Here is a 22461-nt window from a genome sequence, read left to right on the forward strand (position 1 = left end):
GCATGAACGTACCGGAAAGACTGAACCATTGCTGGAGCAAGGTAGCCCAGAGAAAGCCCCTGGTTTACCACGTCACGAACTTCGTGGCCGCTCCCTACCAAGCCGATCTGTGCCTGGCTATAGGGGCATCTCCCATAATGGCCCCCTCCGAGGAGGAGGCCAGCGAGATGGTACAGGCCGCCGACGTGGTCCTGGTGAACATAGGAACCCCCACTGCCCAGTCGATGGAGACGATTCGAACAGCCATGAAAACCGCCGCCGACACCGGAACTCCGGTCGTTCTCGATCCGGTGGGCTACGGAGCCACCGCCAGAAGGATAGCCCTGGTGGACGAGATCCTCCAGCGTTATCCGGTGGCCATAGTCAAGGGAAACTCGGCGGAGATAGCCCTGATGGCCGGATGTCACGGTGGACTCAGAGGAGTGGACGCCACCGGAATGTGCCGTTCCGACAACGCCGTGTTCCGACTGGCTAGAAAATACGGCACGGTCGTGGCAGCCACGGGAAAGGTGGACTACGTCAGCGATGGGAACAAGGTTCTGGAGGTCCACGGAGGCAGTGATATGATGGAAAAGATCACCGCAGGCGGCTGCGCCGTCGGCTCTCTTTTGGCGGCAATACTCGGAGCCAGCGGAGACGCCTTGGCTGCCGCCATAGCCGGACTGATCGCCATGGGAGTCGCCTCCGAGAGGGCCATGGAACCCGGTCCGGGAAGCTTCAAAACCTCCATAATAGATCAGCTATACGGAATGTCCAGGACCGGCCTCGGCGAGATAGAGGGACGGCTCAGGCTTCAGGACAGGATTGCCGGTTAGCCATGGATCCTAAAATCCTCACTCTTTACGTGATTCCCGACAGGCGGCAGGGAGCCCCTCGTTCCATATTGGAGCAGACCGCCGCAGCTCTAGAAGGGGGAGCCACAGCCATACAGCTTAGAGACAAGGAGCTGAGCGCTCGGGAACTGACCGATCTGGCCTCCCGGATGACCGAGATGTGCCGGAAAAAAGGGGCCAAACTCTTCGTGAACGACCGCTTGGACGTGGCCTTGGCGGCCGGGGCGGACGGATGCCACCTGGGGCAGTCCGATCTGCCTTTGGCCGCCGCCAGAAAACTGGCCCCGAGACCCTTTCTTCTCGGCCGATCTGCCAGGACCGTCGAACAGGCTCGCGTAGCCCTGGAGGAAGGGGCGGACTATCTTGGAGTGGGGGCGGTCTATCCGACCGGAACCAAGGACGACGCCTCTGTCATAGGTGTAGAGGGGCTGAAAGCCGTGGTGGAGTTTACCTCTTTGCCGGTGGTGGCGATAGGCGGAATAGGCTCCTCCTCGGTGCGGGAGGTAATGGCGACCGGGGCGTCTGGCGTAGCGGTGGTATCCGCCGTTGTTGGAACCCCCGACCCTACTGCATCGGCGGTGGAGCTTCTGAAACTGATGATAAAACCGTGACAGAGAGAATTGCAAAAAACGCCGATCATGCCATGTACATGGTGAAAAAGGCGGGAGGCTACGGAGTAGGGGTGTTCGGACAGACGACTTTTGACGGCGAATTGAGACGGAAGGGAGAGCGAGATAGATGGTTTTAGATCGTATCGCCCTGGTGAGGGGCGACATAACCGAAATGGACGTTGACGCCGTAGTGAACGCCGCCAATACGTCGCTTCTGGGCGGAGGCGGGGTGGACGGGGCCATCCACAGGGCGGCCGGACCGGAGCTGCTCAAGGCCTGTCGACCTTTGGGAGGCTGCGCCACCGGGGATGCCAAGATAACCATGGGCTACGGGCTCCCTGCTAGATATGTCATACACACCCCCGGCCCGGTGTGGCAGGGGGGGAATTCCGGCGAGGCGGAGCTGCTGGCCTCCTGCTACAGAAGGAGCCTGGAGCTTGCGAGAGACCACGACTGCAAGACCGTGGCCTTCCCCGCCATAAGCTGTGGTGTCTACGGCTACCCCATAAAAGAGGCCTGCACCGTGGCGATTGAGACGATTAGGGCATTCCTGGAGACCGATGAGAACCTGGAGAAGGTGTATCTGGTGGCCTTTGGGGATGAGGTGGCGGAGGAGTATCGGAGGCTGTTGGGGTAACCGGGTTGTCGAGATATCGTTTGTCTCGGATCTTCTCAAAATGGTTGGATTTTTTCGATGGTATATCCGAATTGAGATCACATAGAGATTAGACGTAAAAGTCAGTTGTCCGGAATTTCCGGATAGCTGACTCTTTTGAGGTCGATATCCTTAAGGGAGCTCTCGGTATTGATTTTATTTGGCTGAAGGGTGTGATATATTGAGAGACAAAAAAGATATCGGGAGGTTGTCATGAGAGCCAATGAAGCCAGCATTCTGCAACTCATAAAGAATGCCTCGCAGTTTTCCATTCCCATATATCAGAGGACCTACTCCTGGACGACGAAGGAATGTTTGCAGCTCTGGGACGACGTCGTCAACGCCGGGGCAAAAGACGACGTTCCGTCCCATTTCATGGGTTCGATAGTGTATATAGCCCCGGGTCGTGGAGGAACGGTGACGGCTCCCTCGCCGCGGATGGTGATAGACGGCCAGCAGCGGCTGACGACCTTGACCCTCTTGATCGCCGCTTTAGTGGGATTCCTTAAGTCCCTTCCGGACGATCAGGCCGAGCCAGTGGAGGGTTTTCCCCCAATAAACTGCTCTATTATTACCTTCTGAACAGGGAGGAGGAGGGCGAAAAACGGTACAAGCTGATCCTTACCCAGACGGACAAGGAATCTCTGATGTCCATCGTTTCCGAGGACGCTCTGCCTGAAAATCATTCGGTGCGTGTTGCGGATAATTTCAAGTTTTTCAGTGACCGGATTTTTGGGAATCCCGATGTTGTAGTGCCTCTCTGCAAAGGACTGTCCAAGCTTATGGTTGTGGATGTAGAGCTGGATAGAAACTACGATAACCCTCAGCTTATATTCGAGAGCATGAACTCTACCGGAAAAGAGCTGAGTCAGGCCGATCTGATAAGGAATTTCGTCCTTATGGGCTTGGATAATGGAATTCAGACGGAGCTTTACAGGAAATATTGGCGTCCTATGGAGCTTTCCTTCGGACAGGAGGCTTATTCTCAATCTTTCGATGATTTTATGCGTCACTATTTGACATTGATCGCTGGAGAGATTCCCAATAAAAACGCGGTATACGAGGCATTTAAAAAATACTCCAGAAACACGAAAACGGTAGAAGCTGGGATAGACTCTTTGCTGTCGGACATAAGGCGTTATTCTCGTTATTTCTGCGCAATGGCGTTGGGGTTGGAGCCTGATCCGAGCTTGAAAGAGGCCTTTTACGATCTTAGAAGCTTGAAGGTGGACGTTGCATATCCCTTTTTGTTGGGGCTTTATGATCGCTACGATAATGATTTACTTGAAAAAGAGGAGTTCCTCTCTATAGTTCGCATGGTAGAGTCCTACGTCTTCCGAAGGGTGATTTGTTCTATCCCGACGAACTCCCTCAACAAGACCTTTGCCGATTTTGCCCTACATGTGAGAGATTTCAACGGAGAGAATCTGATGGATTCCTTGGCTGTCCGATTTTGCACGTTTTCTTCCTATAAAAGATTTCCCGATGACGAAGAGTTCGGTAAAAATCTGCTTTCCGTCGATCTGTACAGCAAGGTTCGTACCCGTAGCTACTGTCTTAGAAAGTTGGAAAATCACAGGCGGAAGGAGAAAATCGGACCGAACGAGTACTCTATAGAACACATAATGCCTCAGAACAAGGACCTGTCCGGTTCATGGAAGGACGATCTGGGGCCCGATTGGGAAAGGATTCATGGAACCTGGCTGCATACCATCGGGAACCTCACCTTGACGGGCTATAACTCGGAGTACAGCGACAGGCCTTTTTGCGAGAAGAGGGATATGGAGGGTGGTTTCCGGTCCAGCCCGCTTAAGCTTAACGATGGCCTAGGCCAGGTTGAGCGGTGGAACGAGGACGCCATAAAAACTCGCGGCGAGGCTTTAAGCTCATTGGCCTTGAAGGTCTGGCCATCTCTGGAGGTTCCTCCTGAATTTGCCGAGATCAACGAAAAAACATCGTCTATAAATGGAAACGGTTACGGGATAGAGGGTCATCCCTATCTTTATGTCGAAAGCGGGGATTATGTCCCGGGGATAAAGGAGCTTTTCGATTCTTTAAGGACCGAGATACTGGCCATAGACCCCTGTGTCACGGAGCATTTTTTAAAGCTTTACGTCGCCTACAAGGCCGATACGAATTTCGTGGATATAGTTCCCCAGAAGAGAGGACTTCGTTTGTCCTTAAACATGAAGTTCAGAGATTTGGTTGACGTTAAGGGAGTTTGTAGAGACATCACCGATGTCGGACGATGGGGAAACGGTGACGTGGAATTGACCCTTTCGTCGAAGGAAGAGATCCCCTACGTCATGGGGTTGATAAGGCAGTCTTTTGAGATTCAGATGAGTAACGGTGCTTAGAGGTTTTTGGATTCGAAGGGGGCGAGAAGATGAGACAGTACGTAGTAGATGCCTTTACAGACAGGGTTTTCGGGGGAAACCCCGCCGCCGTGTGCGTTATGGAGCGGTGGTTGTCGGAGGAGCTCATGATGAACATCACCCGGGAAAACAACCTATCCGAGACGGCCTTCGCCGTGCCGGATAGGGATGGTTTTCAACTTCGTTGGTTCACCCCGGGAGGGGAGATAGACCTTTGTGGACACGCTACCCTGGCAACCGCCTACGTCGTATCCCACTACGTCCGACCGGAATCTTCAACCATCGATTTCGAGACTTTAAGCGGCACCCTGACCGTTGAGAGAAAGGGCGACCTTTTCGAGATGGATTTTCCCGCCTACGATCTTAAGCCCGTGGCTGTCACGGACCGGATGGCCGACGCCATAGGAGTTATGCCTAAAGAGGCCTATATGGGAAGAGACCTGCTATGCGTTTTGGACTCCGAAGCTGCGGTCAGGGAGCTTGTTCCGGACATGGCTAAGCTGCTGAACCTGGAGGGTCTGCTTCTGCACGTAACGGCAGTGGGAGCGGATTACGACTGCGTGTCCCGTTCCTTCGCCCCGAAGCTGAACGTACCGGAAGATCCTGTCTGCGGTTCGGGACACTGTCACATACTTCCCTATTGGGCGAAGGTTACGGGAAAGACGGATTTCGTGGCCTATCAGGCATCAAGGCGGGGCGGCGTTCTCTACGGAAAGCTTGTCGATCGACGGGTTAGACTGGCCGGAAAGGCCGTCCTCTATTCCGAAGCTGTCATACACGTGGAAGAGTGATCTTACTTGGCAGGTGCCGGCCGTCATGGCTTTCCTACGAGGAATGGCCGACGGCCAGCGTCTGTATGGGGTCTAATTCTGGCTTACGTCCAATACTTCCAGTGCAGGCTTTAACAGGTCGACCACGGTGAATTTAGGGGCGAAGACGACCTCCCGCTTTACCAGATCCGTTATCCTGGTCATGACGGTCTAGTCGAAGTGGGTAGTATCGGCAGTGTCCTATCCAGAAAGGTTCCCATCGTTTTTCTCTCGTCTTTTCTTTGAGGTTTCGTTGACCACGTTCAGTATCTCTCTGCCGTCCCTCTGTCGAGAGAGGTTTTCCTTTATTCCCGCAATAGCCCCTTTGTAGAATTCGTCGGTGACCCCTCCTGTGTGGGGGGATAGGGACAGCCTGGGGTCCTTGAACAGTGGGTCGTCCGGGTCGGCCGGTTCTCCCCATATGACGTCCAGACCTGCCCCGGCTAGCTGGTTCTCGTCCAGCGCCTTGAGGAATGCCTCTCGATCCACCAGGTTGGGCCGGGCAACGTTTATCAGCCAGCTGTCGGGGTCCATCGCCTGAAGGATCTTTTCGTTTATTATGCCGTCGGTTTCGGGATTGCTCGGCAGTGCCAGCACGACGAATCGGCATCCTCTGACCGCTTCGTCCAGCCGGGAGAGGGGAAATACTTCCTTCAATCCCCATTGAGAGAATTGAGGACGTATGGTCCTGTTGGCTCCTACGACCTCCATTCCCAGGCCTGTCAGTCTTTCGACGATGGCGTGTCCTACGCCGCCGAGTCCCACGACGAGTACTCTCTTTTTCCAGAGGGCGGTGCTGAAGGGGGCGAATATCCTTCTGGCCCTGAATGTCTCCTCGAATAGATGGGTCCTCTTCGCCAGTATCAGCATATGCATTATGGCCGTTTCCGCCACGCTTTCGGCGTTTCCCGACCTCCAGGACGGTACGTTGGCCACCTTTACGTCAAATTCGGAGCAGGCCTCCAGATCCGCACTGTCGTATCCCGCCCCTACGAACTGGACGAGCCTCAACTTGCCGGCAATTTCCAGATCTTCTCTTGATATCCCCCTGCTGGAGGTCAAAAGAACCTCCGCATCCGGCAGGTTTTTTCTTATTTCCTCCTCGGAGTGGCAGAAAACGAAGTCGCATCCTTCCAGTTCGGGCTTTATCTCTTCGTCGATGAGCTCCTGTAGCTTGTGGTTGTTTTCGGTGAGAACTATCTTCATGGCTGCTCCTTTTCATCCTGTAGTTCATGATATCGTATTCGATGGAGGCTCTATGTTACTATGCAATTGGAGTGTAGTTACATCCATAGTCTAACATACAGGAACTTCTGGAAGGGGATCTTGATGGATCTTGACTACCGAACTTTAGAGTATCTTCGGCAAAACCATCCGGCCTGGCGCTTGCTTCGGGCACAGAACGCTCCTTTGATCGCCAGCTTTCTCTACAGGGTGTTCGTAGCCCCCAATATTAGGGTTATCTCTCAGAGCGATCTAGCGGAGATGCTGGAGGACGATCTTTTTGTACTACGACAAAACGCTGGAACCGATCGTTTCCCAGGTACGGCTTTGGGGTATCTTAACGACTGGTCCGACAACGATAAGGGGTGGTTGCGGAAGTTCTATCCCTCCGGAACCGACGAGCCTCATTTCGACCTGACTCCTGCGACTGAAAAGGCCTTGGTCTGGCTTGAAAGTTTGATCGAGAGGGTTTTCGTAGGTACCGAATCCCGACTTTTAACCCTTTTCGAGCTGTTGCGTCAGATGAGCGAGGGAACAGAGGCTGATCCGGATATAAGGGTGGCGGAGCTTAGAAAGCGCAGAGATGAGATAGACGATGAGATAGGTCGTGTTCTTTCCGGAGAGGTTTCCCTTCTGGACGACACTGCCTTGAAGGATCGGTTCCAGCAGTTCGTCCAGATAGCCCGGGCTCTTTTGTCAGATTTTCGAGAGGTTGAACATAATTTTCGATCCCTCGATAGACGGGTTAGAGAGCGTATTGCCCTCTGGGATGGCTCGAAGGGGGCTTTACTGGAGGAGATAATGGGAGAAAGGGACGCCATCTCGAGCTCCGACCAGGGGAGGAGCTTTCAGGCTTTCTGGGATTTTCTCATGTCTCAGTCCAGGCAAGAAGAGCTTACCTCCTATCTGGATCACGTGTTGTCTCTGGATCCCATAGCTGAGATGGAGCCGGAACCGAGGTTGCGAAGGGTTCACTACGATTGGCTCGAGGCGGGAGAGCATGCCCAGAGGACGGTGGCTAGGCTTTCGGAACAGCTCCGGCGTTTTCTTGACGATCAGGCCTGGTTGGAGAATCGCCGTATCATGGATATATTGCACAGTGTGGAGAGCCACGCTGTGGCGTTAAGGGACGAACACCCCTCGGGGGGTTTTACCTATATGGACGAAACCTCTCCTACTGTAGATCTTCCAATGGAGAAACCGCTCTATAAGGCGCCGTTTAAACCTCTTTTAGATCAGGTGATACTGGAGGAAGGGCATTCCGATTTGGATATGGATGAACTGTACTCCCAGGTGATTATCGACAGGGATGCTTTGTCTCGAAATATTCGAAGAGAGCTTCAGACTAGGGGGCAGATCAGTCTGGGGGAGGTTATCGCCCTCAATCCCCTTCGTCAGGGGCTGACCGAACTGGTGGCCTATCTCGATCTGTCTTCCCTGTGGCCCTACGTGGTGGTGGACGAGGAAGAGAAGGAGAAGGTGTGTTGGCGGAACGAGGATGGAGCTTTCCGAAGCGCTATCATGCCTCGGATTATACTTGCGAGGAGCAGATGATGAACTGTGCCGAAACGGAGTCTCTTTCCAGCGTTGTGATTCCCCTGTTGAAGGGGGTGGTTTATCGAGACGAGAAGCCCAAGATCTGGGAGGATCTTCTCAGGCTTCAGGGTTTTGTCCGAGATTATGTAAAGGTCCTCGGGCTGGAGCTGAACCTGGACGAGTCGGAAGGCTACGCTTTTTTGGGCTCTGTCGAGGAGGAAGAGGGGGCAGATCGTCCCAGGCTGGTGGCGAGACGACAGCTTTCCTATCCAGTAAGCCTGGTTTTGGCGTTGCTAAGGAAAAAGTTGGCCGAGTTCGACGCTGGAGGCGGCGATGTCCGTCTTATACTGTCTCGGGACGACGTGGTGGAGATGGTCCGTATTTTCTTTCCCGAAGGAAGCGACGATGTCCGTCTGATCGACAAGATGGACTCGACGCTGAACAGGATAGCCGATATGGGTTTTATCCGTCGACTAAAGGGCGAGGAGGAGATGATAGAGGTGCGTCGGATTATCAAGGCTTTCGTCGACGCCCAGTGGCTTTCCGAGTTTGATCGACGATTGGACGAGTATCGTCAGAGGCTGGTGGAAGACGATGAGTGAGCCTTTGAATCTGGAGTTCATGGCCGACGATAGTCTTGCCGGGTTCAGACTTCAGCGTTTCGAGGCCTTTAATTGGGGAACCTTCGACGGCAAGGTCTGGACGCTCCGGCTGGACGGAAAAAACTGCCTCCTTACGGGAGGCAATGGGTCGGGAAAGTCGACCCTGGTTGACGGGGTGACCACATTGTTGGTTCCCAGCCATAGGGTGGCCTACAACAAGGCTGCGGGAGGGGACGCTCGAGAACGCACTCTTCGATCCTACGTCCGTGGTTATTTCAAGTCGGAGAGGCAGGAAAGCCTGGGCAGCGTCAAGCCTGTGGCTCTCAGAGACGATAAGAGCTATTCGGTCATACTAGGGGTTTTTCGTAACTCCGGCTACGAGAAGACCGTGACCTTGGCTCAGGTGTTCTGGACGAAGGATCCCTCGGCGCAACCCGCCAGGCTTTACGTCGCCTGTGAGGAAGATCTGTCTATTCTCGGTGATTTTTCCGGTTTCGGAAAGGATATATCGGATCTTAAAAAGCGTCTACGCCGGGCAGGAGTGACCACCTTCGACAGTTTTCCCAATTATGGAGGCTGGTTCAAGCGTCGTTTCGGCATAAAGGACGACCAGGCCCTCGATCTGTTTCATCAGACAGTGTCTCTCAAGTCGGTGGGGAATCTGACCGATTTTGTCCGGAGCCATATGATAGAGCCTTTCGACGTGGTTTCCCGGATAGACGCACTGATAGGCCATTTCGAGAGTTTGAACAGCGCTCACGAGGCGGTTTTGAAGGCGAAGCGCCAGTTGGACCAGCTGGAGCCTCTAGTGGACGATTGGAAACGTCACGGCAAGCTTGCCGATTCCGTCAGGGAGCTGAGGGAATGTCGAGAGGCTTTGCAACCCTGGTTTGCCAGCCTGAAAGTGGATTTATTGGAGAGGCGACTTGCCACACTTCGAAGCGAGCTGAATAGGCATGGCGCCGCCGTGGTGGATCTGGAGGAGAGGCGACGTTTCCAGAAGAAGCAGGAGATCGAGCTTCGTCGCAGTATCGCCGAAAACGGTGGCGATCGTCTGGAGAGGATAGGTCAGGAAATAGCCAGGGATCGAGAGGAGATGGAGCGCCGTAAGATCCGGGAGTCTCGATACAGGGAGTTGATTGAGGTCCTGGAGGAATCTCCTGCCACAGATATGGAGGCTTTTGTAAGGCAGAGGCAAGGTCTGTCCGAATTGAGAGAGGAATACGATCGGACCGATGTGGAGACACAGAACGAGTTGAACGAGTTTGGAGTGGCTCTTTCTCGGGAGAGGGACGAGTTCCGTCGATTGACTTCCGAGATAGATGGTCTGAAGGCTCGCCGAAGCAATATAGACGAGAGGCAGATAGCCATAAGGAAGACTATCTGCGATGCTCTTTCTCTGTCCGAGGAGGATATGCCCTTCGTAGGGGAGCTTGTTCAGGTTCGGGAGGATCAGAGAGACTGGGAAGGAGCGGCGGAGCGCCTCCTCCGTAATTTCGGACTCTCCCTTCTCGTCCCCGACCGGCATTATGCTTCGGTGGAGGAGTTCGTCGACAGGACGTCTTTGAAAGGCCGTCTGGTATATTTTCACGTCAGGGATGGTGGCAGTTCCGGTGTAACCTCTCTCAAGCCCGATTCTCTGGTGCATAAACTTCAGGTTAAGCCCGATTCTCCCTTTTACGATTGGCTTGAGAGAGAGTTCTCGCGAAGGTTTAACCTGATATGTTGTACCTCGTCGGAACGGTTTCGCCGGGAGATCTCGGCTATTACCCGTTCAGGTCAGATAAAGACCCCGGGAGGTAGACACGAAAAAGACGACCGTTTCGATTTGAACGACAGGAGTCGCTACGTCCTAGGCTGGAGCAATCGGGAAAAGATCGCCGCCCTGGAGGATAAAGCGCGAGCCCGTTCTCGTCGTATGTCCGAGTTTTCCGCTGAAATGAAGGTCTTGAGCGATAGACGGGAGGTTCTGAAGGTTCGGCTCCAGGCCCTGTCGGGGCTTTTCGAGTATCGGGATTTCAGGGAGATCGACTGGCGTTCTGTTAGCCTGTCCATCTCCAAGCTGGAGGACGAGAGAAAGGTTCTTGAGGCTTCGTCGGACAGGCTTCGGGTTCTGTCCTCCCAGCTGGTGACCCTTGAGGCGGAGATATCTAAAATCGAAGATCTGTTGAAGGACAAGTACGATAAAAAATCCAGAACGGAGGAGAGAATCACCTCGGTGGGGGAGTCTTTGGAGGCGGTTCATCAGATTATGGAACAGGCCGACGAGGATTTGGTTCGGCGTTTTCCCTCTCTGGAGAGGATGAGAGACGATGCGATAGGAAATAAACCTATCACGTTGGATTCCTGTATTGCGAGAGAACAGGAGATGAGAGCCTGGCTTCAGGCCAAGATAGACGGAGAGGACGGTAAGATCGCGCGGCTTAGGGAGAAAATAGTTAAAGCCATGACGGAATACAGGAGAGAGTGGCCCCTGGATACCAAGGATGTCGACGCCGACGTTGGTTCCGGAGGGGATTTTTCGTCCATGCTGGACAGCCTTAGATCCGACGATTTACCTCGTTTCGAGGAGCGCTTTAAGGAGTTGTTGAACGAAAACACCATTCGAGAGGTAGCCAACTTTCAGTCTCAGCTGAGCATGCAGAGGGAGACTATCAAGGAGAGGATCGATCTTATCAATGGCTCTCTTTTTCAGATCGATTACGATCAAGGTCGTTATATACGTCTAGAGGCTCAGATGACTCAGGATGCCGATATCCGAGATTTTCAAGGCGAGCTCAGGGCCTGTACCGAAGGGGCTCTCACCGGATCGGAGGAATCTCAGTATTCGGAGTCCAAGTTTCTTCAGGTGAAGCGGATTATCGAGCGGTTTCAAGGCAGGGAAAACTACTCCGATATGGATCGCAGGTGGACTTCCAAGGTCACGGATGTCCGTAATTGGTTCGTTTTCGCCGCCAGCGAAAGATGGCGACAGGACGATAGCGAATACGAACATTACGCCGATTCGGGGGGAAAGTCGGGGGGACAAAAGGAGAAGCTGGCCTACACGGTCTTGGCTGCCAGTCTGGCCTATCAGTTTGGTCTGGAGTGGGGGGCCGTGCGGTCCAAGTCTTTCCGTTTCGTCGTTATCGACGAGGCTTTCGGAAGGGGGTCTGACGAGTCTGCCCGGTTCGGGCTCGAGCTTTTTAAAAAACTGAATCTCCAGCTTCTCGTGGTGACTCCGCTACAGAAGATTCACGTGATAGAGCCTTTCGTATCCGCCGTCGGGTTTGTCCACTGCGAGGATGGAAAGCGGTCTGTTTTGAGGAACCTATCCATTCAGGAGTATCACGATGGCCTGGACGACTCCGGAAGAGCTTAGGTCCTATGTCCAGCGGCTCTGGGATAGAGGTGTCATCTTAGGGGCTACCGTCGTGGGAGAGTCTCTCTTCCCTAGGCGATTACCTCTAAAAAAGCCTACCTCCGGTGAACTCAGTGGCAGCTTCGATTCCGTCCGTCGCTGGATATCCCTTTTATCCGAGGGGGAGGGGGATTACAGGGTGGAATGGCGTACCGTCAACCACAGGATTCTCGGGGAAAACAGAGTTCCCTTTTGTGTATGGGTGGATTCTTTGGAAGATGCATTGTCCATGATAGGGAAGAAACGTGCTTTCCGCGATTTTTCCCGTCTTGTAGATTCCACGGAAGAACGATGTCCTCAGCTTATATCTTGGATTGCCAGAAGACCGTTACAGGCTTTGGCTCTTTACAAAGATTGGTCTCTTCTATTGGATTTAGTGGAGTGGATGATAGACCACCCCAGGCCCTCGATTTACGTTCGACAGGTGGATTTGCCGGGAGTTCACAGTAAGTTTATAGAGGGGCATCGTTCCGTCTTATCTGAGCTTTTCGATCTGGTCCTTTCCAGGGGCGTTATTGACCAAACGGCTACAGGTGCCAGCGGTTTCTGTCACCGATACGGTTTTCGGGAGAAGCCTCGGATGGTGCGTTTCAGGGTTCTTGATTCGGCGTTGTCTCTTCCCTACGCCGGGCCGGATCAGGATGTTACCCTCACGAAAGAAGCATTTGCCCGTTTGGATCTAGACGTTTCTAAGGTGTTCATTACGGAAAACGAGGTCAACTTTTTGGCTTTTCCGAGGGTCCCCGGCGGTATGGTGATTTTCGGTGCCGGATACGGTTTCGACAATTTATCCTCGGCAGTTTGGCTCCGGAACAGGCAGGTTTTTTACTGGGGAGATCTGGATACCCACGGATTTGCGATCTTAAACCAGTTTCGATCTGTTTTCCCAAGAGCGAGCTCTTTCCTCATGGATCAGGAAACCCTTTTGAGGCATCGTGCCTTCTGGGGTTTGGAGACCCGACCGGAGATCTGCGACCTCCCTCGTCTCACGGAAGAAGAGAATGCTCTATATCGACGATTAGTGGAGAACGAATGGGGAGATAGGATCCGTCTAGAGCAAGAACACATAGGGTTCGGCTTTCTTATCGACGGGCTACGGCGGTTAGGTTCATAGATTCAGACAGTAAGAGCCCCACTTAAGGAGGTCGTCAAGATGGTTGGAGACCACCGACTTGAGGATATCGATGTCCATCCTCTGATAATCGTGAATAGCGATGTTTCTGAACCCAACCATACTCTGAAGCCTTTTTGACAGATCCCGGTCCAGCCCCTCAGACTGCTGAATCATGACAAAGTTTTCCCTGCTCTCCCTGGGAAGCCCCAGTCCCTTTATAGCCACCACGTGGGCCGCCATATCTATGGCGGCCTGTATGGCCCTTTGGAGGTTTAATATCACTATATCCTGGACGTCCCATTCATCGATCCGATCCATATCCCCCTCGGTAACTTGGTGAATCCTGTCGATACATCGTTTTATGGTAGCGGCCTTAGCCAGTAAAACGTCGTCTTTCACGAGAAAAACCCCACCAACTTTTCCTCCGCCTCTTTGCGGATTATTTTTATATCCTCGTACATAGATACGGTTTTTGCGAAAAAAGCTCGATATGTCTTGTCGTCCATCTTTACCGGAATTCCATTTTGAAGCACTTCCATGGAAATTATAGGGTCGATATCGTTCAAGACGACGAGATCGACCATTTTTCCGCTTAAGTTCTCCAATTTATCTTTGATCGATTTGTCCGCACCGCAGATCGGATATTTCATATATACAGCCACGTCTAGATCGCTATCCTCCCTGGCTCTCCCTGATGCGTAAGATCCGAAAACAAAGGCGAGCAAAACATCGTCTCTATGGTCTAGATAGGTTCTTACCTTGTCTATCATTTTATCTTCCTCCTCAGCTCCAGGATCTTGTCTGTGGCCTTCAGACCTGATCCGCTGAGAAACACCACCGTCGTCTCTCCCTTTGATATAGCGCCGGACTCCATCAGTTTTGAGATCCCTGGAACCACCACCGCGCTGGTTGGTTCCACGTAGATTCCCCTTGAGGCCAGGGCGAAGATTCCTTCAACTATGGGTTTCTCGTCCACAGCCACTATGGATCCCCTCGACCGTTTTACCGCCTCCAGGACCTCGGCGCCTCTGAGAGGGGTGGCCGAGCTGATGCCCTCCGCCACTGTCTCCGCCTTGGTTATGTTTTCCGGCACGTCCAGCCCAGACTCGTAGGCCCGGGCCAGAGGGGCGCAGTTGGCCGATTGGACGCCGTGAATTTTAGGTATATGGTCTATCAGTCCCATATCACGGAGTTCAGAAAGTGCCCTGTAGGCTCCCAGAACGAGACTTCCCTGTCCCAGAGGCAGGACCAGGTGGTCCGGGGCGGTCCAGCCCAGCTGTTCCCATATCTCGTAGGCGAAGGTCTTGACGCCCTCTACGAACCATGGGCTCCAGTTGTGGCTGCCGTAGTAGGTTTCTCGTGCCGCCGCCATGGCGGCATCGGTGGTGTCCTCTCTGGTTCCGGGAACCCTGATCAGCTCGGCGCCGTAGGCCTCTATCTGAACGCATTTTCCCGCCGAGGTGTAGTCCGGCACGTAGACCGAGCAGTTCAGTCCTCCTGCGGTGCAGTATGCGGCCATGGCTGCTCCTGCGTTGCCCGACGAGTCCTCTATAAGGGAGGTTATTCCCAGTTCTCTGAGTCGACTTACCAATACCGATATTCCTCTGTCCTTGTAGGAGCCTGTGGGGCAGAGGAAGTCCATCTTGACCAGGGGCTTGACCCCGTCCAGTTCCACCGGGATCAAGGGGGTGAGACCCTCTCCCATAGTCACGGCCTTTTCCGGCGATCTCACCGGCATGGTTTTGCTGTATCTCCACATGGAGAGTGGGCCTCGTTTTATCTCCTCCGGCGATATGGATAGGAGTTTTTCCGTTATGTGGTCAAGATGGCCTCCGCAATCGGGGCATCTCCAGATCGGTTCATCGTCCCCGCAGGAGGCCCCGCACCTTAAGCATTTAAGCATCAGCTGTCTCCGACCTCGGCTATCACGTCTATCTCCACATCCAGACCGTTGTGGATGTCTATTCCGCTTGCTACGGTTCTGGCCGGGGGAACCGGGCCGGTGAAGAACTCGGAGTATGCCTTGTTCACCTCGTCCCACAGTGTGACGTCCCTGATGAGGACCGTGGCTTTGGCGACCTTTTCCAGCGAGGATCCGTTTTCCTCCAACAACGCCGCTATGTTCTTCAGTATCCTCCTGGTCTGTTCCGCAGGAGATGCCCCCTTGAGGGCTTTTCCCGTCGTAGGGTCCACCGGTAGCTGCCCCGCCGTGAAGATGAAATTTCCCACCCTTGTTGCCTGGGAGTAGCATCCCGCCGGTTTCGGTGCGTTTTCGCTTTCTATGCGACGGATCATGGTTTCCCCTCCTTTTGTGTTTTTTCCTGGTTTTTTATTTTAAACGTTCCCCACAATATCGACAGAGCGCCTCCGATCAGGGCCAGATCGGCAACGTTCAGATAGAGCCCTCCGGGCCAAAACGGCACCGGTATATAGTCCATGACCGCTCCGTAGAGCAAGCGGTCTATCATGTTCCCCATGGCACCTCCCCATAGGAAGATCAGTCCGTTTCTCGTGGGGGCTGGTTTTTTGTCTGCCATCGCCGTGACCGCCAGAAGAACGGCGAAGCCGACCATGGAGGCCCATTTCGAGCCGTTCTCCAGCGACGAGAAGGCGACCCCTTTGTTCCAGACGGCCGGAAGGCCAATACGGCGTACGGCGACGGAGCAGCCGTAGGTTCCTATCGCAACGAAAGAAGCTAAAGATGCCGGTTTCAAGAAAGTCCTCCTGTCTATTATGGTCTTGGAATAAAAGAGGCGGCCGAAAGGCCGCCTCACTTGTTATTCTATCCTTATGCCCGATTTCCTCAGGCCCAATATGACGGCATATCCTATGATACACCCCGGAATGGCGCTTGTCAGGAACGCTCCCTGGAGAGCCCACATTCCGACCGATTTCCCCATGGCGGGAGCTATCAGCAGTGCCGATAGGGTCGCTCCTATCGGGCCGGTGCCTAGGGGTTCCGCCAGGGCGCACCAGTCTTTGCGGATGAATCGGTAGGCCAGTCCCACCGCCAGAGCTCCTGGTATGCTGCCAGGGAAGGCGAAGATGGTTCCGGTTCCCATGGCAACTCGCAGTATGCTGGTCACCAGAGCCGCCCCCGCAGCCCACCAGGGTCCCAGCAGAACTCCGGCTATGGCGTTTACCGCGTGCTGAAAGGGAAAACATTTGGTTGGGCCGAAGGGTACCGATACTCCCGAAAGCAGCAGTGCGGTGGCGGTGAGCAGTCCAGCGACGGTGAGCCGTCTTAGGGCGATTGAACTGGTCGAGGTGTTTTCGTGGGTCATTTTTAGGTCCTCCCCTTTTTATCTGGTCAGCAGTGGCGAAATGTCTACCGCTTTTTCTATGAGCCCCGCCTCCAATGCGAAATCGGCGAAGGTTTCCCACCGTGATCGGTCGTTTTCCTGGTTTTTCGCGAAGTAGGGCAGGGTTGCCTCGAAAGCGTCGGTCTCCATCCTCCTGTCGGCCTCGGGCAGGGCCTTGAAGTATAGCTCCAGCGCCTCTTCCGGGTTTGCCCTGGCGAAGTCTATGCCTTTTTGAACTGCATCGGAGAAGGCCGTGATCGCTCTTTCGCGTTTTTCAACGGTCTGTGGGGATGCCAGGAAGATCAGCTCGTCGTAGTCCGGTATTCCGTATTTTTCCAGCTCGAAGTACTCGGCCTCGATCCCCTGATGTTCCATTTCCACCACCTCGTAGGTCTTGAAGGGGCCCATGACGGCGCTCACCTTCCCTGATACCAGTGCTGGTATTATGGTGAAGCCGACGTTGATCGCCTCGTAGCTTTCTATGCCGTTTCTCTTCGCGAAGGCGGCCATCAGGAGATCCATCATTCCCGGGACGGTGTAGCCGATTTTCTTGCCCTCTAGGTCTTTCGGAGAGGATATGTCCTTGTCCTTCATGTAGAGCAGGGTGGTGAGAGGGTGTTCTACCAGCCGTCCTACCACCCTGGGATTCAGACCTTCCGCTGCTGCCATGATGGTCTGAGGTTGGTATCCTACCGCCAGGTCGACCGTCTGGGCCATGGCCAGCTTCAGGGAGTCGGAGGTGTCGGAGGGGCTCATTATCTTCACATCCAACCCGGCTTTTTCGAAGTATTCTTTCTCTCGTGCCACGTAGATCGGCAGGTGGTCCACGTTGGGGAACCAGTCGAGCATCAAGGTCAGTTTCTCCGCCGCCCCGGCCTGAAGCACCGCCGTCATGACCGTTATGCAGGCAATCGTCGATATCAGAGTTTTTTTCATATCTTATTTCTCCTTTTTAAGTTCAGATTTTTTCGTCCCCGTCGCTCCACGGAGCGTATCTTTCGGCCAGTTTCCCCACGAGCCACCAGAGGGCCAGTCCCATCACTGAGAGCCAGAGTATCGCCGCGAATACCATGTCGGTTTTGAGCCTGGCGTTGGACTGTATCATCAGATAGCCCAGCCCGCTCTGGGCTCCCACCCATTCGCCTATCACGGCTCCTATCGTGGCGACCGATACGGCAACCTTGAGCCCTGCGAAGAAGTAGGGCAGGGCCCAGGGCCAGTAGAGCTTTACCATGGTGTCTCGGAAGGGGTATCCCATGAGCCTGAACATCTGACGATATCTTCTGTCGCAGCTCTTGAATCCCTCCAGCAGGTTCACCGTGACGGGAAAGAATATGATTACCGTGGCCATCACCACCTTGCTGGTTATGCCGTAGCCGAACCAGACCACCAGTACCGGGGCCAGAGCGAAGACAGGTATGGCTTGGGAGGCGATCAGAAAGGGGGACAGGGCTCTCTCAAGGTAGGGTTTGGCGAACATGGCGGTGGAAAGAGGTACTGCCAATGCCAATGCCAGGGTCAACCCCAGGATTATCTCCAATGCCGTGACCGCTCCGTGTCGAGCCAGTATCGGAGCCTGAACTACCGCCGTCAGTACGACCGAGCTGGGACGGGGAAGTATGTAGCTAGGCACTTCGGAGATCACGCAACCCACCTCCCATAGCAGAACCAGGGCTGCCCCGGCCAGGAGGGAGCTCCATCGGTTCATGACGCCCTCCCCTGTAGGACGTCCATGATGGCTCCTCGAAGTTTCACCACGTAGGGATCGTCTCTGTGTCTGGGCTTACACCCTTGGAGACTATAGTTGCCGGTAATCTTCATAGGCGCTTGAGACAGTGTGACCAGTCTGTCCGAGGTGATCAATGCCTCCTCTACGTCGTGGGTAATCATGACTATGGTCTTGCCGAACTCTTTCTGTAGGGTAACCAGCATTCCCTGAAGTCCCTGTCTGGTAAGGGCGTCCAGAGCGGACAGAGGTTCGTCTAAAAGTATCAGTTCTCTGTCGAAGAGTATGGTCCTGGCCAAGGCGCATCTTTGTCTCATTCCCCCCGATACTTTCCCCGGAAGGTAGTTTTCGAAACCTCGGAGTCCGAGTCTTATCAGCAGGGAGTCTCCCCTTTTTTTGTCTTTTCCCGTGGGGTGCCGGATCGGGAGCATGGCGTTTTCTCTCAGGGTCAGCCAGGGGAGCAGGAGGTCCGATTGAGACATCCAGGCCGCCAGAGAAGACAGGTCTTCGACCGGAGCTCCCTTCCATGCGATCGCTCCCTCGTCGGGTGACACCGATCCGGTCAGGAGGTCGAAAAGGGTGCTTTTGCCGCAGCCGGATGGCCCTATCAGGGAAACGAACTCTCCAGGTTCTACCTCGAGGTCCAGATCGGAAAGCACCAACAGTCCCTCGAAGCTTTTTCTCAGTTTCGAGACGGAGAGCAAAGTCATCGTCCGACGGGAGATGGGAGCCTCTTCCAGAGGACCTCTATGAGCAGTATGGATATCAGGAGGTTAGGAACCATATAGCTGCCGTTGTAGACCAGTGAGTATAGGAGAGGGTTTTGTCCTTCCGGTGCGTAGCTGGCGAAGAAGACCACTCCGGAGGCGACGTGGCAGGCCAGTCTGGCCAAGGTTCCGGCGGTTATGCCGATCCAGTGTCGTCTGGGAGTCGCTCCGGCCAGAGCCAGGGCACCGAAGGCGATTGGGTAGTCCAGCAGAGCCTGTATTGGGTGGGCTACGTAGCCTCCCAATATGAGCTGAAGAAGGCCGGCCACAGCTCCGGCTCCGAAACCGGCTTTGACGCCGTATCGCAGGGCGAAGATCAGCAGAGGAACGTTCTCGAGGGTAATGGAGCCTCCTTGAGGCATTCGGAAGAGCTTCACGTAGGATAAAGCCAGGGCCAAAGACGCCGCCAGGGCTCCTTCTACGAGTATTCGGGTGTTGCCTTTCATGGGTGAGTCCTCCTCTAGATTATGTTGCCGGAGGAGGGAAGGTCCGCCTTTTGAGAGGGGGTGTGATAGGAAAAGGAGCAACTTCCCTGCGCCGGCATGATCCGGATCAGGTTCCAGGGGTCGAGGCTTAACGCCTCCTCTCAGCCGGGACACCGACTCCCCCAGTTCCAACACAACTTGTACACCTGTAAGGTCCGTATGTCAACTCGAGATCATCGTCAGGAGGTGTTTTTATGCTTGCAAGTTTATGCAACCGATTGTATAATGCACTCGGATGCAATAACTTCCTGGAGGTGGCCTGCATGTGGGAAAAAGACAGCTGTGGAAATTGGTATATGGACGGTTCAAAGGTCTTTTCGACTTATCGGTCCGAAGTTTCTTTTGTGTGGGATAAGGATGAATCTGGGCGATGGGTCCGAGTGCCCTCGTCTCGGGGGGTTCCGGTCACTTTATAGCTAGGGCTCCCAAGCTAGTGAAGAGAACGCCTATGTGGTAAACTTTTCCATGGGGAGTAGGATTTTTCACATGGAGGGGTGTCAATGGCGATTATCGGTATAGACGCCCTTGAAGGGCGTATCCTGAAAAGAGATCTCTTTGCCCCTAACGGTCGATTCATCCTCGCCAAGGGGACGATCGTGAGCGATAGATGTCTGGATATACTCCGATCCTGGGGGGTTGTCGAGGCCGATGTTTGCGACGACCATATTCCTCCGGGCGAGGTGCCTTCCGTTCGTTCAGTGGAGGGCGGAGGTCTTGAGAATTCTTTTCGCTATATGTCACCCGGGGTTTTGAGAAACTGGTTCGTCGATCTGGCCGGTGAACGAAATGTAATTTCCAGTCCGAAAAACTCGCCTCCTATAGATATGGAAGGGGAGTCGGATATCTTGTCTCTGGAGTCCCTTATCTCTCAGGAGCCCGGTTTGGTTTCTTATTCTCCTGTCCTGGGACAGATAATAGACGTCATAGAATCTCCCCGGAGTTCCGCATCCCACGTGGCCTACGTGGTGGAGCAGGATTCCGCCCTTTCCGCAAAATTGCTTCGTCTCGTCAACAGCCCTCTCTACGGATTCCCGAGAACAATAACGTCGATAGAACAGGCGGTCGCTATAGTAGGCAGCGGCGACCTCATGTCTTTGGCCATACAGGTGGCCTCCATAACTCATTTTAGGGGGATAGACTATCCCATTTTGGACATGGCCCATTTTTGGGAGCATTCGATTTGCTGTGCCATCTTCGCCAGGCTGCTCGCCAGCCGTCGGTTCAGAGGAGACGATTCCCGCTATTTCATCGGCGGTATGTTGATGAACCTGGGGCGAATGGTGATGATGGAACGGATGCCTAGGGCTTTTTGCGGAGCTTTGTCCTCCGCTTATGGTGGCAGGACGACCGTAGATGCGGAGAAGCAGGTTTTCGGTTACAGCTCTCCTCAGGTGACTGCCGTTCTCCTGTCCAGATGGTGCTTGCCTCCCGAGCTGGCCTGGTCGGTGACCGAGTCGCGGCTTTTTCACGACTGCTGCGAGTCGGAGAGCACGGTCTTTCGTCTTGCCGAGGCCATGGCCTGTGCTTTCGGTTCCGGTTTCGCCGGTGATTATTTCGTACCCGTCCTCGACGATGGTGTGGTGGAGTCTCTCGGACTGTCCTACAACGAGCTCGTTTTTGTGCTGAAGCAGTTCGACAGGCAGAGATCCGAGATAGTGGACGTTTTTCTAGGGGGAATCGGAGGATGAGGTATAGAGGCGTTTCCGACGATCTTGAGTATCAACTGGCCTCGTTAAAGGAACGTCATCGTTTCGTCGATAAGGTGCTCGACATAGTTTTGAGGCTCAACGATTTTTCTTTTGTGTCGGGATCTACCGTTTCCAGAGAGGTAGTCCTGGGAGAGACTTTGCGTAGAGTGAAGAGGCTTTTCGAGTGTTCTTCCGCCGGGTTCTATCTGGTGGACGACGAGGCGGCTTTTTCTTTGGCTCGGTTCGAGGGAGACGGAGGAAGGCTGGAGGCGGAGAGGGAGATACTGTTAAAGGATGGCAGTTTCGCCTGGGCCCTTAACCGCAATAAACCGGTTTTACTGAAGGCATCCGACGGAGATAGTACCGTTTTGCTTCACGCTATGTCGACTTCCACCAGGACCATGGGGATGTTTTTGGGAATCATGAACTCCGACAGGGGGGCTCTTCTGGATTCCCATCTTTATTTCGTTACGGTCGTGTTGAATTCCGCCGCCAGCGTTCTTCAATATCTGGAGCTTTTCTCCATGGTCAGAGGTCTAAATGAAGATCTGGAATTAAAGGTAGAGGAGCTGACCAAGTCGGAGAGAGAGCTTACCCTCTACAAGGAAGATCTGGAACGTTTGGTTCAGCTTCGAACCTCCGAACTGGCTGATGCCAACGCTCGTTTAGGGGATACGGTGATCGGTGTCGTCGACGCCATGGGAAAGATAGTAGAGTCTAGAGATCCCTATACGGCGGGACATCAGAGACGGGTTGCCTCCGTCGCCTCCACTTTGGCCGGGATGGTCGGAATGTCGGAGGACGAGGCCGAGGGTGTCCGGATAGCCGGGTTGGTCCACGATATAGGCAAGATCGCCATTCCTGCGGAGATCCTTACAAAACCGGCCAAGTTGAACAAACTTGAGTTCAAGATGGTTCAAACCCATCCCGAGGCAGGTTTCGAGATGCTTCGATCAATAGTCTTCCCTTGGCCGGTTGCCGACATGGTGAGGCAGCATCACGAGAGATTGGACGGTTCGGGATATCCCAAGGGGTTGTCTGGAGACGAGATATTCATGGGGGCCCGGTGTCTTGCCGTCGCAGACGTTGTGGAGGCGATATCCTCTCATCGTCCCTACAGGCCGGGCCTAGGCATAGAGGAGGCCGTTCTGGAATTGAAGCTCAACAGAGGGTCCTGCTACGATTCAAAGGTCGTGGATGCCTGTTTAGAGCTCATTGAGGATCCCTCATTTATGGAGCGATATCTTTCTTAGAGAGTCTTTAGTTCAATAAACGCCGAGGCGTCCCATTAATGGGACGCCTCGGCGTTTATTGAAGAAGAGTGGCTATGTCTC

The 22461-nt window shown here is 54.0% G+C and carries 24 protein-coding genes and 1 riboswitch; of the genes, 13 read left to right on the forward strand and 11 right to left on the reverse strand.

From position 1 onward, the window contains the following. Positions 1 to 2 precede the first annotated feature (2 nt). From thiM to DPEP_RS07665, 7 genes are all read left to right on the forward strand, one after another. On the forward strand, positions 3 to 815 hold the full coding sequence (gene thiM, locus DPEP_RS07640) for a hydroxyethylthiazole kinase (RefSeq protein ID WP_005661016.1): 813 nt from the start codon (positions 3 to 5) through the stop codon (positions 813 to 815). 2 nt (positions 816 to 817) lie between these two features. Further along, on the forward strand, positions 818 to 1444 hold the full coding sequence (gene thiE / locus DPEP_RS07645) for a thiamine phosphate synthase (protein WP_005661018.1): 627 nt from the start codon (positions 818 to 820) through the stop codon (positions 1442 to 1444). Next, positions 1441 to 1581 (forward strand): hypothetical protein, encoded by a 141-nt coding sequence (locus tag DPEP_RS13290; protein WP_156775097.1) that lies wholly within the window; start codon positions 1441 to 1443, stop codon positions 1579 to 1581. The genes thiE and DPEP_RS13290 overlap by 4 nt, the downstream gene beginning before the upstream one ends. Beyond that, positions 1572 to 2081: an O-acetyl-ADP-ribose deacetylase gene (locus DPEP_RS07650; RefSeq protein ID WP_005661019.1), complete on the forward strand. Its 510-nt coding sequence runs from the start codon at positions 1572 to 1574 to the stop codon at positions 2079 to 2081. Before DPEP_RS13290 ends, DPEP_RS07650 begins: the two co-directional genes overlap by 10 nt. Positions 2082 to 2312: 231 nt before the next feature. Next, positions 2313 to 2681, forward strand: a complete 369-nt coding sequence (locus DPEP_RS13450; RefSeq protein ID WP_005661021.1) for a DUF262 domain-containing protein — start codon at positions 2313 to 2315, stop codon at positions 2679 to 2681. Further along, positions 2678 to 4456, forward strand: coding sequence for a GmrSD restriction endonuclease domain-containing protein (locus DPEP_RS07660; RefSeq protein WP_338033404.1), 1779 nt, complete (start codon positions 2678 to 2680; stop codon positions 4454 to 4456). The genes DPEP_RS13450 and DPEP_RS07660 overlap by 4 nt, the downstream gene beginning before the upstream one ends. 29 nt (positions 4457 to 4485) lie before the next feature. After that, the gene (locus DPEP_RS07665; RefSeq protein WP_005661023.1) at positions 4486 to 5265 is read left to right on the forward strand and encodes a PhzF family phenazine biosynthesis protein; all 780 of its coding nucleotides are present in this window, start codon (positions 4486 to 4488) and stop codon (positions 5263 to 5265) included. 219 nt (positions 5266 to 5484) lie between these two features. Here DPEP_RS07665 and DPEP_RS07670 read toward each other — a convergent pair whose 3' ends face one another. Further along, positions 5485 to 6489 carry a 2-hydroxyacid dehydrogenase gene (locus DPEP_RS07670; RefSeq protein WP_005661024.1) on the reverse strand — a complete coding sequence of 335 codons (1005 nt, stop codon included), beginning with the start codon at positions 6487 to 6489 and terminating at the stop codon, positions 5485 to 5487. A gap of 123 nt (positions 6490 to 6612) precedes the next feature. On the opposite strand from DPEP_RS07670, the gene DPEP_RS07675 reads away from it, so the two are divergent. From DPEP_RS07675 to DPEP_RS07690, 4 genes are read left to right on the forward strand one after another with little or no spacing between them, the layout of a single operon-like run. Beyond that, positions 6613 to 8061 (forward strand): DUF3375 domain-containing protein, encoded by a 1449-nt coding sequence (locus DPEP_RS07675; RefSeq protein ID WP_040382501.1) that lies wholly within the window; start codon positions 6613 to 6615, stop codon positions 8059 to 8061. Next, positions 8061 to 8645, forward strand: coding sequence for a DUF4194 domain-containing protein (locus DPEP_RS07680; RefSeq protein WP_005661026.1), 585 nt, complete (start codon positions 8061 to 8063; stop codon positions 8643 to 8645). The genes DPEP_RS07675 and DPEP_RS07680 overlap by 1 nt, the downstream gene beginning before the upstream one ends. Continuing rightward, complete coding sequence (locus tag DPEP_RS07685; protein ID WP_005661027.1) at positions 8638 to 12006, forward strand: ATP-binding protein; 3369 nt, start codon at positions 8638 to 8640, stop codon at positions 12004 to 12006. Before DPEP_RS07680 ends, DPEP_RS07685 begins: the two co-directional genes overlap by 8 nt. Next, a complete protein-coding gene (locus DPEP_RS07690; RefSeq protein ID WP_005661028.1) occupies positions 11978 to 13159 on the forward strand; it encodes a DUF3322 domain-containing protein in 1182 nt (393 codons plus the stop codon). Before DPEP_RS07685 ends, DPEP_RS07690 begins: the two co-directional genes overlap by 29 nt. On the opposite strand, the gene hepT is transcribed toward DPEP_RS07690, so the two are convergent. From hepT to thiT, 10 genes are all read right to left on the reverse strand, one after another. After that, on the reverse strand, positions 13154 to 13558 hold the full coding sequence (gene hepT, locus DPEP_RS07695) for a type VII toxin-antitoxin system HepT family RNase toxin (RefSeq protein ID WP_005661029.1): 405 nt from the start codon (positions 13556 to 13558) through the stop codon (positions 13154 to 13156). The two genes, DPEP_RS07690 and hepT, sit on opposite strands and share 6 nt — an antisense overlap. Further along, positions 13555 to 13929, reverse strand: coding sequence for a type VII toxin-antitoxin system MntA family adenylyltransferase antitoxin (gene mntA / locus DPEP_RS07700; RefSeq protein ID WP_005661030.1), 375 nt, complete (start codon positions 13927 to 13929; stop codon positions 13555 to 13557). The genes hepT and mntA overlap by 4 nt, the downstream gene beginning before the upstream one ends. Beyond that, positions 13926 to 15062, reverse strand: coding sequence for a threonine synthase (locus DPEP_RS07705; RefSeq protein ID WP_005661031.1), 1137 nt, complete (start codon positions 15060 to 15062; stop codon positions 13926 to 13928). Before DPEP_RS07705 ends, mntA begins: the two co-directional genes overlap by 4 nt. Continuing rightward, positions 15062 to 15454, reverse strand: a complete 393-nt coding sequence (locus DPEP_RS07710) for a RidA family protein (protein WP_005661032.1) — start codon at positions 15452 to 15454, stop codon at positions 15062 to 15064. Before DPEP_RS07710 ends, DPEP_RS07705 begins: the two co-directional genes overlap by 1 nt. Further along, entirely contained in the window at positions 15451 to 15873 is a 423-nt protein-coding gene (locus DPEP_RS12840; RefSeq protein ID WP_005661033.1) for a signal peptidase II, read from the reverse strand. The genes DPEP_RS07710 and DPEP_RS12840 overlap by 4 nt, the downstream gene beginning before the upstream one ends. 63 nt (positions 15874 to 15936) lie before the next feature. Beyond that, complete coding sequence (thiW, locus tag DPEP_RS07720) at positions 15937 to 16443, reverse strand: energy coupling factor transporter S component ThiW (protein ID WP_005661034.1); 507 nt, start codon at positions 16441 to 16443, stop codon at positions 15937 to 15939. A gap of 18 nt (positions 16444 to 16461) precedes the next feature. Then, positions 16462 to 17397 carry an ABC transporter substrate-binding protein gene (locus DPEP_RS07725; protein ID WP_005661035.1) on the reverse strand — a complete coding sequence of 312 codons (936 nt, stop codon included), beginning with the start codon at positions 17395 to 17397 and terminating at the stop codon, positions 16462 to 16464. Positions 17398 to 17419: 22 nt separating this feature from the next. Continuing rightward, on the reverse strand, positions 17420 to 18169 hold the full coding sequence (locus DPEP_RS07730; RefSeq protein WP_005661036.1) for an ABC transporter permease: 750 nt from the start codon (positions 18167 to 18169) through the stop codon (positions 17420 to 17422). Next, entirely contained in the window at positions 18166 to 18897 is a 732-nt protein-coding gene (locus tag DPEP_RS07735) for an ABC transporter ATP-binding protein (RefSeq protein ID WP_005661037.1), read from the reverse strand. Before DPEP_RS07735 ends, DPEP_RS07730 begins: the two co-directional genes overlap by 4 nt. Beyond that, positions 18894 to 19400 carry an energy-coupled thiamine transporter ThiT gene (gene thiT / locus DPEP_RS07740; protein WP_005661038.1) on the reverse strand — a complete coding sequence of 169 codons (507 nt, stop codon included), beginning with the start codon at positions 19398 to 19400 and terminating at the stop codon, positions 18894 to 18896. The genes DPEP_RS07735 and thiT overlap by 4 nt, the downstream gene beginning before the upstream one ends. 66 nt (positions 19401 to 19466) lie before the next feature. Next, a riboswitch (TPP riboswitch) is annotated at positions 19467 to 19573 on the reverse strand. Between the two features lie 366 nt (positions 19574 to 19939). Between thiT and DPEP_RS07745 the strand changes: the two genes are divergently transcribed. Further along, the gene (locus DPEP_RS07745; protein ID WP_005661040.1) at positions 19940 to 21127 is read left to right on the forward strand and encodes an HDOD domain-containing protein; all 1188 of its coding nucleotides are present in this window, start codon (positions 19940 to 19942) and stop codon (positions 21125 to 21127) included. Further along, a complete protein-coding gene (locus DPEP_RS12845) occupies positions 21124 to 22380 on the forward strand; it encodes an HD-GYP domain-containing protein (RefSeq protein ID WP_005661041.1) in 1257 nt (418 codons plus the stop codon). The genes DPEP_RS07745 and DPEP_RS12845 overlap by 4 nt, the downstream gene beginning before the upstream one ends. Positions 22381 to 22461 lie beyond the last annotated feature (81 nt).

The organism is Dethiosulfovibrio peptidovorans DSM 11002 (assembly GCF_000172975.1).
GTDB classification, from domain to species: Bacteria; Synergistota; Synergistia; order Synergistales; family Dethiosulfovibrionaceae; genus Dethiosulfovibrio; species Dethiosulfovibrio peptidovorans.

What these genes read in the sequence shown, in the direction of transcription:
- thiM (WP_005661016.1), top strand. Translation starts at nt 3, where the DNA reads ATGAACGTACCGGAAAGACTGAACCATTGCTGGAGCAAGGTAGCCCAG.
- thiE (WP_005661018.1), top strand. Translation starts at nt 818, where the DNA reads ATGGATCCTAAAATCCTCACTCTTTACGTGATTCCCGACAGGCGGCAG.
- DPEP_RS07650 (WP_005661019.1), top strand. Translation starts at nt 1,572, where the DNA reads ATGGTTTTAGATCGTATCGCCCTGGTGAGGGGCGACATAACCGAAATG.
- DPEP_RS13450 (WP_005661021.1), top strand. Translation starts at nt 2,313, where the DNA reads ATGAGAGCCAATGAAGCCAGCATTCTGCAACTCATAAAGAATGCCTCG.
- DPEP_RS07665 (WP_005661023.1), top strand. Translation starts at nt 4,486, where the DNA reads ATGAGACAGTACGTAGTAGATGCCTTTACAGACAGGGTTTTCGGGGGA.
- DPEP_RS07670 (WP_005661024.1), bottom strand. Translation starts at nt 6,489, where the DNA reads ATGAAGATAGTTCTCACCGAAAACAACCACAAGCTACAGGAGCTCATC.
- DPEP_RS07675 (WP_040382501.1), top strand. Translation starts at nt 6,613, where the DNA reads ATGGATCTTGACTACCGAACTTTAGAGTATCTTCGGCAAAACCATCCG.
- DPEP_RS07680 (WP_005661026.1), top strand. Translation starts at nt 8,061, where the DNA reads ATGAACTGTGCCGAAACGGAGTCTCTTTCCAGCGTTGTGATTCCCCTG.
- DPEP_RS07685 (WP_005661027.1), top strand. Translation starts at nt 8,638, where the DNA reads ATGAGTGAGCCTTTGAATCTGGAGTTCATGGCCGACGATAGTCTTGCC.
- DPEP_RS07690 (WP_005661028.1), top strand. Translation starts at nt 11,978, where the DNA reads ATGGCCTGGACGACTCCGGAAGAGCTTAGGTCCTATGTCCAGCGGCTC.
- mntA (WP_005661030.1), bottom strand. Translation starts at nt 13,929, where the DNA reads ATGATAGACAAGGTAAGAACCTATCTAGACCATAGAGACGATGTTTTG.
- DPEP_RS07705 (WP_005661031.1), bottom strand. Translation starts at nt 15,062, where the DNA reads ATGCTTAAATGCTTAAGGTGCGGGGCCTCCTGCGGGGACGATGAACCG.
- DPEP_RS07710 (WP_005661032.1), bottom strand. Translation starts at nt 15,454, where the DNA reads ATGATCCGTCGCATAGAAAGCGAAAACGCACCGAAACCGGCGGGATGC.
- thiW (WP_005661034.1), bottom strand. Translation starts at nt 16,443, where the DNA reads ATGACCCACGAAAACACCTCGACCAGTTCAATCGCCCTAAGACGGCTC.
- DPEP_RS07725 (WP_005661035.1), bottom strand. Translation starts at nt 17,397, where the DNA reads ATGAAAAAAACTCTGATATCGACGATTGCCTGCATAACGGTCATGACG.
- DPEP_RS07730 (WP_005661036.1), bottom strand. Translation starts at nt 18,169, where the DNA reads ATGAACCGATGGAGCTCCCTCCTGGCCGGGGCAGCCCTGGTTCTGCTA.
- DPEP_RS07735 (WP_005661037.1), bottom strand. Translation starts at nt 18,897, where the DNA reads ATGACTTTGCTCTCCGTCTCGAAACTGAGAAAAAGCTTCGAGGGACTG.
- thiT (WP_005661038.1), bottom strand. Translation starts at nt 19,400, where the DNA reads ATGAAAGGCAACACCCGAATACTCGTAGAAGGAGCCCTGGCGGCGTCT.
- DPEP_RS07745 (WP_005661040.1), top strand. Translation starts at nt 19,940, where the DNA reads ATGGCGATTATCGGTATAGACGCCCTTGAAGGGCGTATCCTGAAAAGA.
- DPEP_RS12845 (WP_005661041.1), top strand. Translation starts at nt 21,124, where the DNA reads ATGAGGTATAGAGGCGTTTCCGACGATCTTGAGTATCAACTGGCCTCG.